General features: G+C 66.2%; 15 protein-coding genes. 2 read left to right on the forward strand and 13 right to left on the reverse strand.

Annotation, left to right across the window (positions count from 1 at the left end; all coding sequences use genetic code 11):
• Positions 1–100: 100 nt before the first annotated feature.
• Entirely contained in the window at positions 101–787 is a 687-nt protein-coding gene (locus tag HOP12_08165; GenBank protein ID NOT34127.1) for a PDZ domain-containing protein, read from the forward strand.
• A gap of 13 nt (positions 788–800) precedes the next feature.
• Here HOP12_08165 and HOP12_08170 read toward each other — a convergent pair whose 3' ends face one another.
• From HOP12_08170 to HOP12_08210, 9 genes are all read right to left on the reverse strand, one after another.
• Positions 801–1,631, reverse strand: coding sequence for a DUF72 domain-containing protein (locus tag HOP12_08170; protein ID NOT34128.1), 831 nt, complete (start codon positions 1,629–1,631; stop codon positions 801–803).
• Positions 1,628–2,875 (reverse strand): DNA polymerase IV, encoded by a 1,248-nt coding sequence (gene dinB / locus HOP12_08175; GenBank protein NOT34129.1) that lies wholly within the window; start codon positions 2,873–2,875, stop codon positions 1,628–1,630. The genes HOP12_08170 and dinB overlap by 4 nt, the downstream gene beginning before the upstream one ends.
• A gap of 150 nt (positions 2,876–3,025) precedes the next feature.
• Complete coding sequence (locus tag HOP12_08180; protein NOT34130.1) at positions 3,026–3,268, reverse strand: hypothetical protein; 243 nt, start codon at positions 3,266–3,268, stop codon at positions 3,026–3,028.
• Positions 3,269–3,420: 152 nt separating this feature from the next.
• A complete protein-coding gene (locus HOP12_08185) occupies positions 3,421–4,644 on the reverse strand; it encodes an NnrS family protein (GenBank protein ID NOT34131.1) in 1,224 nt (407 codons plus the stop codon).
• A complete protein-coding gene (locus HOP12_08190) occupies positions 4,641–5,285 on the reverse strand; it encodes an SCO family protein (GenBank protein ID NOT34132.1) in 645 nt (214 codons plus the stop codon). Before HOP12_08190 ends, HOP12_08185 begins: the two co-directional genes overlap by 4 nt.
• Positions 5,282–6,070 (reverse strand): formylglycine-generating enzyme family protein, encoded by a 789-nt coding sequence (locus HOP12_08195; GenBank protein NOT34133.1) that lies wholly within the window; start codon positions 6,068–6,070, stop codon positions 5,282–5,284. The genes HOP12_08190 and HOP12_08195 overlap by 4 nt, the downstream gene beginning before the upstream one ends.
• Before the next feature lie 23 nt (positions 6,071–6,093).
• Positions 6,094–7,185 (reverse strand): hypothetical protein, encoded by a 1,092-nt coding sequence (locus tag HOP12_08200; protein ID NOT34134.1) that lies wholly within the window; start codon positions 7,183–7,185, stop codon positions 6,094–6,096.
• Positions 7,182–8,573, reverse strand: a complete 1,392-nt coding sequence (gene nirK, locus HOP12_08205) for a nitrite reductase, copper-containing (GenBank protein NOT34135.1) — start codon at positions 8,571–8,573, stop codon at positions 7,182–7,184. The genes HOP12_08200 and nirK overlap by 4 nt, the downstream gene beginning before the upstream one ends.
• Positions 8,574–8,614: 41 nt before the next feature.
• Positions 8,615–9,091 carry a hemerythrin domain-containing protein gene (locus HOP12_08210; protein NOT34136.1) on the reverse strand — a complete coding sequence of 159 codons (477 nt, stop codon included), beginning with the start codon at positions 9,089–9,091 and terminating at the stop codon, positions 8,615–8,617.
• A 288-nt stretch (positions 9,092–9,379) separates the two neighbouring features.
• Here HOP12_08210 and HOP12_08215 point away from each other — a divergent pair, with 288 nt between their 5' ends.
• Positions 9,380–10,117, forward strand: a complete 738-nt coding sequence (locus tag HOP12_08215; GenBank protein NOT34137.1) for a Crp/Fnr family transcriptional regulator — start codon at positions 9,380–9,382, stop codon at positions 10,115–10,117.
• Here the strand turns inward: HOP12_08215 and ccsA (HOP12_08220) are convergent.
• Genes ccsA (HOP12_08220) through ccsA (HOP12_08235) form a run of 4 tightly spaced genes read right to left on the reverse strand, consistent with a single transcriptional unit; the run spans position 10,074 to position 13,454 of the window.
• Positions 10,074–12,272 carry a cytochrome c biogenesis protein CcsA gene (gene ccsA / locus HOP12_08220; protein ID NOT34138.1) on the reverse strand — a complete coding sequence of 733 codons (2,199 nt, stop codon included), beginning with the start codon at positions 12,270–12,272 and terminating at the stop codon, positions 10,074–10,076. The genes HOP12_08215 and ccsA (HOP12_08220) overlap by 44 nt on opposite strands.
• Entirely contained in the window at positions 12,269–12,664 is a 396-nt protein-coding gene (locus HOP12_08225; GenBank protein ID NOT34139.1) for a cytochrome c maturation protein CcmE, read from the reverse strand. Before HOP12_08225 ends, ccsA (HOP12_08220) begins: the two co-directional genes overlap by 4 nt.
• Positions 12,661–12,768 carry a CcmD family protein gene (locus tag HOP12_08230; GenBank protein NOT34140.1) on the reverse strand — a complete coding sequence of 36 codons (108 nt, stop codon included), beginning with the start codon at positions 12,766–12,768 and terminating at the stop codon, positions 12,661–12,663. The genes HOP12_08225 and HOP12_08230 overlap by 4 nt, the downstream gene beginning before the upstream one ends.
• Complete coding sequence (ccsA, locus tag HOP12_08235; GenBank protein NOT34141.1) at positions 12,765–13,454, reverse strand: cytochrome c biogenesis protein CcsA; 690 nt, start codon at positions 13,452–13,454, stop codon at positions 12,765–12,767. The genes HOP12_08230 and ccsA (HOP12_08235) overlap by 4 nt, the downstream gene beginning before the upstream one ends.

Raw genomic sequence — 13,454 nt, forward strand, 5'->3', positions numbered from 1 at the left:
CTCGCCGGCCACCCCGGTCGCACCGCGCGCGCCGCGCTCCCCTCGCGACGCTCCCGAGGCGCCCCCGCCGCCTTCGGCGCGCAGCGCGGATCTGCGCCTCATGTCTCGCCGCGACGCCGAGCGTCTCGCACAGCGTGGCTGGTTCGGCGTGGGACTCGACTGCGGTGAGTGCGGGCTCGCGATTCAGGACTCGCTGATCGTGTGGCGCACTCGCGAGTATCCGGTGATCTACTCGGTCGACCCCGAGGGCCCTGCCATGCAGGCCGGCCTGCAGCGAGGCGACAGGCTGTTCAAGATCGACGGGCTCTCGCTCGTCACGCCCGAAGGCCAGAAGCACTTCGGCGGTGTGAAGCCGGGCCAGACGGTGCGCTGGACCTACGTGCGCGACGGCCAGCAGCGCGTGGCGCGTTCGACTGCGCGGCGGCGCCCCGATGCGCTGGGTCGTTACGCCACCTCGGTCGCGCGACTGCGCGAGGATCTCGACCGGCGCCGTGCCGAACTCGAGACATCGTCCAAGTCGTTCGATTCGGAACGCGCGATGCGCGACGTGAATCGCGTGATGCAGCAGCTCGATCAGGTGATGGACGACTCACGCGCCCCGGAAGCACTCTCGGGTGATCAACGCCTGCGCTACAGCGGCTCGGTCGGCGATGCGGATGTCGAGGTGCGTGGCGTGGCGAACGTGGTGGTGTCACGCGATCCGGCGACCGGCGAGCTGATCATTACGACCTCCGAAGCCACGGTGCGCGTCAAGCCCGGACTCAAGGACAAGGTGCGCCGGCGGTAACCGGCGCGCGGCCTCACACCGTGAGCCCCTCTTGCCTCAGCAGCTCCTGCATCAGCTTTGCGCTGCGGGCCGCCTGCCCGGCGTGGCAGTTGTTGAAGAACAGGTAGACGCGACGCGCCTGATCCGCCAGTTCGCCGATCTTCTTCACCCAGTCGGTGAGCTCGGAGACCTGGTAGTCCCAGTCATAACGCTCGCCCCCGCCGCCATACCAGGTCGCGGCGTTGCGCCCGTGAAAGCGCACGTAGGCGTCCTCGCTCGTCAGGTGCGTGACTGGCGGCAGCAAGTGAGGAAGCGCCGGTTCGTCGACCGCACACCATCCGATGCGACGCTCGCGCAGCGCTGGAACCACTTCGGGCGCGAGCCACGAATCGTGTCGGAACTCGACGAACAGCGGCTCATCGGCGAAGGCATCACGCACCGCCGCAAGGTGCAGGCGATTCGCCGGGGTGCGATGAAAGCCATAGGGGAACTGAGCCAGCAGGCCATCGAACTTGCCCGTCTGCTTCAAGGGTTCGAGCATGGCGCGAAAGCTCGCGACCGCATCGGCGCCAAGGGAGTGTTCGTGCGTCATGCTGCCGTGCAGCTTGACCACGAAGCGAAATTCCGGCGGCGTCTTCGCAGCCATGCGCTCGAGCGTGCGGGGCGGCGGGATGCGGTAGTAGGTTGAGTTCACCTCGACGGCCGGGAAGTGGCGCGCGTAGAACTCGAGGAAGTCTCCCGACTTCATGCCCTCCGGGTAGAAACGGCCCGGCCAGTCGGGGAACGAATAGCCCGAAGTGCCGACCAGGATTTGGGCGCGCTGAGTGCGCGGAGCGCGCGCCGTATCCACGCGCACCTCACTCACTCGCTCCTCCCCGAGTCGGAGTCGCGTGGACGAGAGCCCGGATCGCGACGCTTCAGCGCGCCGAACGGCACGTGTGTCGAGCGCGAACGGTGTGCCAGCGTTCCGGCCGGAACCACACTCGCCTCACCGAGTTTGTCGCGCACTCGATCGAGTGCCTCTCGCAACTTCTGGGCGCGAGTGTCGCCGGTGAACATCTCGAGCTGGCCGGCCTCGGAGCGCTTCGACAGCTGGGTCAAAGAAACACCGATCAGCCGAACGCGTTCGCCGCGCCACAGCTCGCCCCACAGAGCGCGCGCCACTTCGAACACCTGCGAGTGGTCATCGGTCGCGGTGGCCAGTACCCGCTGACGGATGCGTGTGCGAAATGCGTGGTCGCGCAGCTTGACCGCCACCGTGCGTCCCACGAAACCCTCGCCTCTCAGTCGTCGTCCGACCTGATCCGAGAGCCGCAACAACGTGCCCTCGATGAACGCGGGATCTTCCGAGTCCTCGGCGAGCGTCACTTCATGGCCCATCGATTTGGGATCCACGCCTTCGTGATACGGCACCAGCGGAGTGTCGTCGCGACCGTTCGCGGCTTCCTTCAATTGCGGACCGATCACCCCGAAGGCGCCGCGAAGCCGATCCGAGTCGGCCGCAGCGAGCTCGCAGACGGTGCGGATTCCGAGCGCGGTGAGGCGTTCCTCGAGCTGCGGCCCGATCCCCCACATCTCGCGCGCGGGCAGCGGCCCGAAATGCGCTCGAAACGCAGCCTCGTCGAAGGCCGTGAGCCCGCTCGGCTTGGAAACTCCCGAAGCCATCTTGGCGACCAGTTTGTTCGGTCCGATGCCGATCGAAGCCGAGAGCCCGAATCGTTCGCGAATACCGCTCTGGATCCGCGACGCGATTTCGCGAGCGCCTTCGAGCGTGATGCCCGAGCCGCCGACTCGCAGGAACGCTTCGTCGACGCTGAACGGCTCCACGTCAGGCGTGTGGGTCAGGTAGAACTGCAATAGCTTGAGCGAGAGCGCCACATACTTGGAGGGATTGCCCTCGATGTATTGCGCCTGAGGGCACAAGCGGCGCGCTTCACCGAGCGGCATACCGGCGCGGACCCCGAACGGCCGCGCTTCGTAAGAAGCAGCGGTCACGACTCCGCGGCGCTGGGGATCGCCGCACACGATTACCGGCAGACCCCGCAGATGCGGCTGGTGCGCCTGCTCGACCGAGGCGAAGAAGGCATCCATGTCGACGAGCAGGATCACGCGCAGCTCGCCTGACGAGCGTGCCTTCGCACGCGAGACTCAGGAGGGCCATCGCCGAGTGCGACAGAGAATCGCGGATGGAATGGAGAGCTGGGCATCGGAGGCACCGCTCGAATGTTAGTGCACATCCGTGCAGCTGACAAGCTCTCTCTACTTCTTCGCCCCAAACAACGCGACCACGATCATCAGCAGCGAGAGCACCGCGAGCGCGGTACCGATCCGCAGCACCCAGAGCTTCTTCGATCCGCTCGGGCGAGAGCCCGGCTCGAGTGCCATCAGAATATCCGCGGGAATGGCGGAGTCCGGCGGCGCAAAGATGTTGCCCGCCGAGACCGGGGCGATCTTCGGTTCCAGTCGCTGACCGCAATAGACGCACTGAGCCGCGCGCAGCATGGCCTGCGGGCGCCCACAACCGGGGCAGTTGGCCCTGGGAGTGATGGGAGGTTCGCCCGCGCCGCTCCGCGATTTCGGTCGCGGAGGCCCGTCCCCTTTCGATCGATCCGAGAGAATCATGCGTCGGTTATCGGCCGCGGGGTCCGGGCGCTTCAGACCTGGACTCGAGGCGCAACCTGGGGTCGATGGGCGAGTTTCAGCATGCGCGGGAGCGCCCGGCTCGCCCATAGCGCCCACGCGAGCATCCACAGGACGGCGCTCGCCGATCGCAGAAGATTCACCGGATGAAGCATGAGCTCGGCCGCGACGCGCACCACGAGAGCAAGCACCATCGCAGCGAAGACGAGCGGTGTCATGAGCCGAGGCTCCGCGGAGAGCGGATGCTTTCCGTGAGCCACGGTGACGCGAGTTCCGATTCCGATCGTGAGGAACCCGAATCCGCCCACGAATACGATGTGGTAGGCCGCGAGCGTCAGGCTCGGCCACAGCGCCGCGAACCACAATCCGAGCAGCAAGATCCAACCGGATGCCCACAGGCTGATCGGCACGGGCCCCTTGATCTGCGGACGACGCCAGAGCTTCCAGACGAGGAGCAGCAGCACGCTTGCAGCCACGGCTCGCACGAACGCTCCGGTCCGGGCGAGCCCGATCGCCTCGAGTGCGAAGGCGCCGATGAGCGCGAGTGCGACCGGCACGTAGAGCCGGCGGCGACCGTCGCGCTCGTGCGCCCCTGCGATACCCGGAACGCGCAGCGGCTCGCGAATGCCCGAAAAGGTCGGCACCAGCAACCCACCCACACCCAGCACGATCGAGAGCGTCATGCCGAGCGAGTGCAGTCGTTCGCCGAGGCGCGGAGAGGTCGGCGCCCAGCCGAGCCGTTGACTCGCGATCATCACCGCGGCGCCACACAGGCCGAGCAACAGCCCGACTCCCACGAATAGGAACTCTTCCGGAGGCAACCGCCGCACCCGGACGATGCGACTGGTGAGCGCCCAGCCGATCAGCGCGACCGAAGCTGCGTAAGCGAGTTCGGCCGCCCAGCCGGGACCCGTGAACGCGAAGAGCGCGAAGGCCGCGAGCAGGAGCGCGCCCATGGCCAGCTCCCAGCGGGCGCATCGAGCCCCGCGCGTGAACGCGGGCAGCGCGGTGAGGAGAAAGCCGAGCACGAACGACTGCTCGAAGCCCTCGATCATGAGCGCCATGTGCAGCGACCCCGCCGACGGTATGGCTTCCGCGCCAAATCGGATCCATGGGGCGACCCCGGCAATCGCGAACGCGATTCCGAGTGGAAACAGAATGCGGTAGGGGTCAGGCCACTCGGTCGCGGTGCCGTGTAGCGTCCCGAGTGGCGCCTGAGCGTCCGACGCGACGATCACCGCAGCGCAGTCCGCGCCGCGACGAGCTCCGCGGGATCCGCGCCGAGGCCGACCAGCGCATGGCGAATCACGCCCCGGTCGTCGAGCAGATAGACATTGCTCGAGTGCGCGAGCGCGCCGTTTCCGTCGTCGCGCACCTTGACGCCGAGGATCGCCGCAAGCTCGATGGTCGCCTCACGCCCCCCGGTGAGCAGCCGCCAGCGGCTCGCATCCAGACCGCGCGCGTTCGCAAACGCTCGCAGGGTGTCGGGCGGGTCATGTTCCGGGTCGAGGGTGACGAGCACGAACCACGTGTTCGCGCGCTGCGCGGAGGGTAGCTCCTGCTCGAAGCGGCGCAGGCTGGTCAGCAACAACGGGCAGGCGGAGGTGCAATGGGTATAGACCATGGCGAGCACCATCGGGCGGCCGTGATAGCTCGCGAGCGTCACCGCGCGGCCGGACTGGTCCACAAACGTCGAGTCGAATGCATCGAGCGACTCTCCCGCGACCAGCCCGACCGGCAGAGGCTCGAGGGTGGACTCGTGCGTCGCGGCGAAACGCTCGGCGGAGGGTCGGCTCCCGCACCCGGTCATCGCAATCAGGAGTCCCATGAGCAGACCGAGTGTCGCGCGACGAGCCAGGCTGCGAACCGCGCAGTTCATGGTCGGCCGCCCGCGGGCTCGGAATCGCTTCGCGGCAACGTCGCCGCTTCGCGGAATCCGAGATTGGCGACGCAATACCGCGCCGACAGGCTGCTGCGGAAAGCGAACCGCATGAACGCGGCGTAGTCGCGGAAGTCGGCCGCGTTCGCGGCTCCACTTCCGCAGTAGAGAGAGCGATCGAGCGCCTCGTCCGCTCGCGATTCACCATTCACCAGCGCCGAGGAGAAATCGCTCGTCCATTCCCAGATCAACCCGTGCATGTCCCAGACACCGTAGACATTTCGAAACGTGGAACGGACGTGAGCGAGTCGCTCGGGGGTGGGCCGCGAGTACCACGCCCGCAGGCGGTCCTGAAAGAGCGTGTCACGCATCGCATTCGTGCTGCGTTCGCTCGCGGCGCCCGCGTATTCCCATTGATCCACCGTGGGGAGTTGATGGCCATGCGCCGCGCAATAGGCACGAGCCGCGAACCAAGAGACGTTGACCACCGGACTCTCGGCGAGCGTCGAATCACCGAAGTCGAGATCGCTTCGCCAGTGACGCAGATAGCTCTCGTCCACGAACAGTCGACGCGCATTCGACCGGCGCCATTCGGGATGTTCCCGCACGAACGCCAGGTACTCGGAGTTCGTCACCGCGTGGGACGCCAGCCAGAAAGCCGGAACCGCCACGCGCGAAGTCGGGAGGCCGTCGCGCGAAGGCCGCCGGTAGAGCGGCTCGTAGTGCCCGGCGGGAATCCGCACCAGCAAGGACTCGCGAGCCGCTCCGCTTCCCAGCCCGGGCATCGCGAGCATCGCTAGCGCGAGGGTCAGAATGCGAGCACTTGCCATTGCGCCAGGTACTGAAGACCGTCCGATGCGGCGTGCCGGGTGAGTTTCGCGACGCCGAGCTTCAGGTTGTGCCGGTGTCCATTGCCCCACACCGCGAGCCCTCCCTGAAGCTTCGATTCGTCGGCGAGCGCCGGATCGTTGAAGTCTCGCGTCGCAAACTGGACGAATGGCGTGAGGTGCGCCTGGTGGAAGAAGTAGCCGACCTCCAGCAACAACGCGTCCTGCCTCGGCAGCGCGACAAAGCTCTGGCGCCCATCGCAGCGCATGTAGTCGACCTGCAGATTGACGCAGTCGCCGGCCACCGGCCAGTCCACGTAGAGGTCGCCAGCCCACGACTCGTACGACTGTTGCGTGTCGAAGCTGCCGCCGAGCGCCACGATTCGCTTCTTGCCGAATCCGGTGCCCGAGTAGAAGAAGCCGGTATCCGCTTCGAACGGGTAGTAGACCGCGCGGAGCGTGGTGCGGAACGCGCCGATGGAACGGCCGCCGCGGGCGCCCTGATAGACGCCGGCGCGCAGTTCCGCGTGCTGACCGGCCAGGTAGGCGCGACCGTCCACCCCGTAGTCGCGATTGACCCGCGAATCGGTCGCGTCGGACTGCAGGAAGCTGTAGGGGCCGTAGTCGATCGGAGTCGCGGACGCCACCGACTGCTGCGCGTTGTGAGAGACCGGCACCATCAGCATGCCTGCATCCACTTTGAACTCGCGACCGATTGCCTGCGTGATCACCAGGTCCTGGAGCACCATCGTGTTCGATACCTTAGCTCCGGTCGTCTGCCCCTTGCCGAGGTTCGGCACGTCGGTGTCCAGAAAGAACGAGGTGCGGGCATCGACCCGCCCGCCGAGAATCAGCCGCGCCCTGCGAACAAAGAGATTCTGCGCGTACTCATCGGACCCCGCCGCCTTCAGCGCCTCGATCTGCATCTGCGCCAGGAATCCGAGGCTGAGCACCGACTTGCCGTCGTTCGCCGAGACCGACCACTGGGCACTCGCGGGTGCGGCAGCCGCGAGCCCCGCCGCGAACGCCAGGGCGGCGAGCGCCCGTGACCCGCGACTTCGAGCGTCGCTCATTTCTTGACCGCGCTGCGGGCTCTCACAGAAGCAACCTCCGCCGGCTTCACCTCGTGGCCGGAATTGTTCCACTGACTGTAGGTGTAGGTGAGCACGTTGGCGACGTCCTCGTCGGTCAGGCCGAGCGCCGGCATGGTCGAGTTGTATTCGACGCCGTTGACCTTGATCGGTCCGGTGTGGCCGTTGACGACGATGCCGATCGCGCGCGCCGGGTCGGCGTTCAGATAGTCGGAGCTCGCCACCGGTGGGAACGACCCTGCGATTCCGGCGCCGTTCGGCTGATGACAGGCGGCGCAGATCGAACTGAACACCACCTTGCCCCGCTCGATGCGATCGTCCTTGTCGTGCGCGGGCTCGAGCGTCGGCGCCGCAACTCCGACGGACTGAATCGTGCCACCTTCCGGGCGATAGACCTCATCGCTCTGCTTGCCCGAGTAGACAACCTTGTCCTCCGCACCGTCGACCTTGAGCATTCCGAGCGCGCCCTGATTGAAGGCACGGAAGATTGCGTGATCCACGAGGATCGCGGTGCCCGGCACCTGCAGCTTGAATTCCACGATCGCCGCGCCGCCCGGCGGCACGAGCGTGGTCTGAACGTTGTGATTCTCGAGCGTACCCGCCTCCACCAGCACGCGATCGAAGATCTCCCCGATCACGTGGAACGACGAGACGTAGTTCGGTCCACCGTTGCCCACGAACAGGCGAACCGTCTCGCCGACCCTCGCGGTGAGTGCGTGGTCGCCGGTCAGCGCGCCGACCGAGCCATTGAACACGACGTACTCCGATTGCTCGCGGATCGCCTTCTCCATGCTGAAGGGCTGCAGGCCCGCGTCGCCGTTGCGCCCCGCGGTGTAGAACTCGGACTGCTGGACGTAGTACTCACGGTCGACTTTCGGGAGGCCGGTCTTGGGCTCGACCAGAATGAGTCCAGTCATCCCGTTGGCGATGTGCATGCCGACCGGCGCCGTCGCGCAGTGATAGACGAATAAGCCGGGGTTGAGTGCCTTGAACGAGAATGTCGAGGTGTGGCCGGGCGCGGTGAACGACGAGGCCGCACCGCCGCCGGGACCGGTGACCGCATGGAGGTCGATGTTGTGCGGCATCTTGCTGGATGGATCGTTGCTGAGGTGGAATTCGACCAGGTCTCCTTCACGGATCCGGATGAACTTGCCCGGCACCTTGCCGCCGAACGTCCAGAACGTATAGGTGACTCCGTCGGCCAACCGGTCGATCACCTCGTGGGTCTCGAGCTTTACGATCACCTTGGTCGGGTGACGTCGCGTGATCGGAGGCGGAACGTTCGGCGCGAACGTGAGCACGGCGTCTTCCTGCCCTTCGATCTTTTCGTCGCCTCCGCCGGACGCGCAACCGCCGATCCACAAAAGCATCAGCCCGCCGAACAACACAAGAACGAGGGAGATCAGGCGCTTCACGTTGAAATTCCTTTCGATGGACCGGGCTCGGAGTCCCGGGCAGAATTCGAATCGAAGCGCGGCGCGATGTCCCGCGCGATGCGCTCCACCTCGGAGTTCGACAACACGCGCGACGCGACATCGAACACCGTCGACTCCTCGCAATGAATGTGGAGTCGCAGGAGATCGATGAAGTCGCGCAGTACGACCTGAATCTGTTCATTTCGCGCCGCGGAGCTCGGCGTTTCGAGTCGTTCGAACAGTGTCGAGAGCATCAGGCGCAGCTCGGCATGATGGTTCCGAAGCGTCGCGAGCGTGCCGCGCCCGGCCGGAAACGCCGCGTGCAGGGCGGGATAGAGCACGAAGTCCTCCGCGGCCATGTGGGTCGCGAATTCGCTCGCGAGCCGAGCGAGCGCGGCGCACAGGAATCCCTCGTCGACTGCAGCCTCGCCGCCGAGCAGGCGCTGCTCCAGATCGTCGATCTCGGAGCTCACACGCGCGTGGTCGCGTCGGAATCGGGCGAAGGGGTCGAGGTCGCGAAGGTCGGCAGGTCTTGAGCACATGCCGACAGGATCGGCGAGATGAGTTCCCACCGACATGACGGCCGTCATACGCCCGTACGATGGTCGCGGCTCTCAAGGGTGGCGGGCGACCCGACCCTAGCACAGTCCCAAGCTGGTGAGCTCGACACGTTTGCGGCATGCTCGCCACGCAGTTTCGCCGCCATGCGGACGCAGTCCGCCGGCCTTCGATCCGGCCGCCGACCCGGGGACCCGCACGCCATGTCCGCCCTTCGAATCGAACGCATTCCTGCTGCGATCCAGGCGATGCCGATGTTGCGGTCGCTGCCGGCGGAGGCGCGTCGACAGATCGAGGCGATCGCGACGCTCCGCGAGTACGGTCGCGGCGACGTGATCTGGAATACCGGAGATGCGGCCGAGACGCTCACGCTGATCGTCAAGGGTCGCGTCAAGATCGTGCGACACGGCGGCGGCACCGACATGATCCTGGAGATCTTCGGCGTCGGAGAACCGGTTGGCGTGGTGGCGGTCCACAACCGAATGCGCTATCCCGCCACGGCGATCGCGCTCGAAGCCACCACGCTGCTCCGCGTGCCGGCGCGCGATTACCTCGACCTCGTCGAACGTCATCCGGAATTGTCGCGCACGCTGATCAGCGACATGACCCGGCGCTACCTGACGCTCACCCGAAAGCTGGTCGAGAGTCGCAGTCACCCGGTCGAGGCGCGGATCGCACAGCTGTTCCTGTCGCTCGCCGAGCGCATGGGTGAGAGCGGCGAGGGCGGCACGACGATCCCGATGCGGCTCTCGCGCCAGGAAGTCGCCGAGCTGGTCGGCACCACGGTCGAGTCGGCGATCCGAGTACTGTCACGCTGGGGACGCGAGGGCCTGCTCGTCACCGGTCAGGCGCGCTTCGTGATTCCATCCTGCGAACGACTGCGCGCGGTCGCCGCGGCTACGCCTTCGCTGCCGCCACCTGCGAGCGACGCTGATCGATGATGCGGCGGATCATGCTCAGGAACGTGGCCGCGAGCATCACGATCGCTCCCGCCCACACCAGATTGATGAGTGGCTTGGTGCTGATCTCGACCGCGAGCACGTCGCCCCCGTCGCCGCGTCCCATGCCGGGTAGCTCGAGCTGAACGCTCCCGGTATTGGGATCGACCGACAGGATCTGCACCGAGGCGCCGCCCGGAAGGTAGTCGGGAATTCGATTGGGCACCCCGTCTCCCCCCATCTTCATCTCGAGAATCGGGCGCACCGGCACGGTGCGGCCACCGATCTCGGCTCTCATGCGCGCAGCGACCCGCACCACGTCACCCATCTGGCGATCGAAGTCGACGAACGTCCACAGCACTTCGCCGATTTTCTTGCTCTCGCCCTTTCGGAACCACACACCGCGCGAAGCCTCTTCCTGGCCGACCATCTCGAGCGGCGAGATGTAGACGTCGTGCGTCAGGTGGCGCTGGATGTGCGGCTTCTTCATGTAGGCCTGATTGAACTCGCTCCAGTAGAGCTTGGGGCTCGCTTCGTAGTTGCCGCTCGGGTCCTGAACCGCGATCACGACCTGATCCTGGCCGCGCTCGCCGGTCCGCACGCCCTGATAGGTGAGCGCGTAGCCGAGCGCATTGCGTGACTGGCCACGCGGGAGCTGAACCTGCGTCGAGGCGCCGTAATTCGACGAAGCGATCACGCCGATCAGCAGGATCGCCACGCCGGAGTGGGCCAGATACGGAAGGCCATGCTTCCAGCCGCTGCGAAATCCGCGCGCGGTGACGATCACGTTGGCACCGAGTGCGAATCCCGCGCCGAACAGCACCGTGAGCGGCACCAGGTCCTGCACCTTCATGAGCAGTGCCGCGATCACCACCGCAAGGCCCACGCCGAGTGCCGGGAGCACCGAACTCAGGAATACGCGCGGATCCTGATGGCGCCAGCGCATCAGCGGCGCCGAGCCCAGCAGCAGGCCGAGCGCAATCGCGAGCGGGGCGTTGACCAGGTTGTAGTACGAAGTCTGCACGTTCGAAGGCGGGCCCCACAGCCGCGTGAGCAGCGGCGCGCTCATGCCGACCGTGATGAGCGCGGTCATCAGCATGAACACCAGCTGACCGAGCCACATCATGGATTCGCGCGAGAAGCTTCCGAGCGGCTCCTTGGCCTTGGGGATGTCGCGCATCCGCCACAGCAAAGCGCCGTAGCCGGTCACCAGCACGATCAACAGGAACGAGAGCAGGAAACCGCTCAGGCCCAGGTTCGCGAACGAATGCACCGAGAAGTCGGCCAGCACACCGCTGCGGGTCAGGAACGAGGCGTAGAGCACCAGCACGTACGAGGTGATGGCCAGGAAGAAGTTGGTGCGCCGCAGGCTGCCGGTGGCGCGCTGGACCAGCAGGCCGTGCAGCAGCGCCATGTTGCAGAGCCAGGGGATCAACGAGCCGTTCTCGACCGGGTCCCAACCCCAGTAACCACCCCAGCCCAGCACCTTGTACGCCCACACGCCGCCCATGATGAAGCCGGTCGCGAGGATCCCGGCGCTGAAGGCGCACCAGGGCAACACCCGCTTCACCCAGCCGTCGTAGTCACGATGGACGAGCGCGGACATGCCGATCGCGAACGGCGCGACCAGCGACGAGAATCCGATGAACAGCACCGGCGGATGGATCGTCATCCACGGGTCCTGCAGCAGCGGATTGAGGCCTTGTCCATCCGGCGGCATTCCGCCGTTCGGCCACATCAGGAACGGGCCGCGCATCGCCGTCACGAGTCCCAGCAGCACCAGCGGCAGATTGAGGAACAACATGGTGGAGTTCGCGAACAGACCGCGACCGCGCATCATGAGCAGTCCGAGCGTCGCCGTGATCAGCGCCCACAGCAGGAAGGTGCCCTCCTGCCCGCCCCACAGTGCCGCGTAAACGTAGTACCAGGGCATCGAGCGCGAGGAGTAGTTCGCGACGTACTGGAACTGGAACTGGTGGTTGAAGAGGATGAGCCACAGGAACGCAGTCGATGCGAGCAGCGCGAACCACTGGACCCGGAAGGCGACGCGTCCCACCTTCCCGCCGCCTTCGCGCCCGCCGGCCGCAGCCAGGAAGCCGAGGCCCGCGACGATCGAGGCGAGGAACGAGATCCAGCTCAGGATCTGCCCGAGATTCACGAAGTACCGCCCTTCGCCATCGCCTTGTCCGCTTCGGCCTGGTACTTCGATGGGCATTTGACCAGCAGCTGATCCGCCTTGAAGACCTTGCCGTCGTAGCGGCCGATCGCGACGATCGAAGTCGCCTGGTCGAAGTTGCCGGGCACGGTGCCGCGGTATTCGACCGGCAGCACCTCTCCCTTGTCGTCGCTCAACCGGAAGCTCAGGTACTGCTCATCCGGCTTCAGCACGTACGCCTTGTCGGCCAGCACGCCGTTGACCTGCACGAGCCCGCTGGCGCGACGCGCCTCGGCGAACGTGATGTAGGGCGTGACGGTCTTGCGGAAACTGGTGACGCCGACCGTCACCGCTCCACCCAGCAGCACGAGTGCCACGATCAGTTTGAGGTTCATCGCTTCTCCAGATCCCGGATGCGGCGATCCAGGCGCCAAAGGTAGAAGAACAACAGCGCCCAGGTCAGCAGGGTGACGCCCATCACGACCCAGTTCGGATTCAACGCGACCTCCCGGAAGACGCCTCGAGCGCGATCTCGGCTTCGGTGGCTCGCGTCTCGAGCCGGCCGGTCCGCACGCGCAGATTCAGTACCCAGAAGAACAACGCACTCATGCCAGCGAGCAGCGCGAAGAACGTGGTGCGGATGCGCGGGTCCATGTCGATCTTGCCCTGAGGATTGATGATCGGATCGGGATGCAGCGAGAAGTAGATGCGCGGCACCACGAAGATCAGGAAGGGTACCGCGACGAACGCAATCGCGGAATAGACCGCCGACAGTCGCGCCCGGCGCGCCGGATCGTCGATCGAGGCTCGCAGCGCGAGATACGCTCCGTAGACCAGCAACAGGAAGAAGATCGAGGTCTCACGCGGATCCCAGTTCCAGTAGGAGCCCCACATCGCCTTGGCCCACATCGAGCCGCTCAGCGTCGCGACCACGCAAAACAGGATGCCGATCTCGGCCGAGCCGGCCGCGTGATGGTCGTGATCCATGCGGCGGCGCGCCAGGTAGAGCACGCTGTGCACCATCGACCAGCCAAGCGCCAGCACCGTCACCCACGCCGCGGGAATGTGGAAATACAGCACGCGCGTGGTCGGCCCCAGCACCGGCACGAGCGGCGCCCACAGAAATGCCGCCGCGATCCAGCCCGCGATCCAGACGAACAACGCGAGCACGGCGATGCGCTTCAT

It is taken from the genome of Candidatus Eisenbacteria bacterium (assembly GCA_013140805.1).
Taxonomy (GTDB): domain Bacteria; phylum Eisenbacteria; class RBG-16-71-46; order RBG-16-71-46; family RBG-16-71-46; genus JABFRW01.

Bases quoted from the DNA above. Each gene is read 5' to 3' on its own strand.
- HOP12_08165 (NOT34127.1), top strand. From the start codon at position 101: ATGTCTCGCCGCGACGCCGAGCGTCTCGCACAGCGTGGCTGGTTCGGC.
- HOP12_08180 (NOT34130.1), bottom strand. From the start codon at position 3,268: ATGCTGCGCGCGGCTCAGTGCGTCTATTGCGGTCAGCGACTGGAACCG.
- HOP12_08195 (NOT34133.1), bottom strand. From the start codon at position 6,070: ATGCCCGGGCTGGGAAGCGGAGCGGCTCGCGAGTCCTTGCTGGTGCGG.
- HOP12_08190 (NOT34132.1), bottom strand. From the start codon at position 5,285: ATGAACTGCGCGGTTCGCAGCCTGGCTCGTCGCGCGACACTCGGTCTG.
- nirK (NOT34135.1), bottom strand. From the start codon at position 8,573: ATGCTTTTGTGGATCGGCGGTTGCGCGTCCGGCGGAGGCGACGAAAAG.
- HOP12_08200 (NOT34134.1), bottom strand. From the start codon at position 7,185: ATGAGCGACGCTCGAAGTCGCGGGTCACGGGCGCTCGCCGCCCTGGCG.
- HOP12_08225 (NOT34139.1), bottom strand. From the start codon at position 12,664: ATGAACCTCAAACTGATCGTGGCACTCGTGCTGCTGGGTGGAGCGGTG.
- ccsA (NOT34141.1), bottom strand. From the start codon at position 13,454: ATGAAGCGCATCGCCGTGCTCGCGTTGTTCGTCTGGATCGCGGGCTGG.
- HOP12_08215 (NOT34137.1), top strand. From the start codon at position 9,380: ATGTCCGCCCTTCGAATCGAACGCATTCCTGCTGCGATCCAGGCGATG.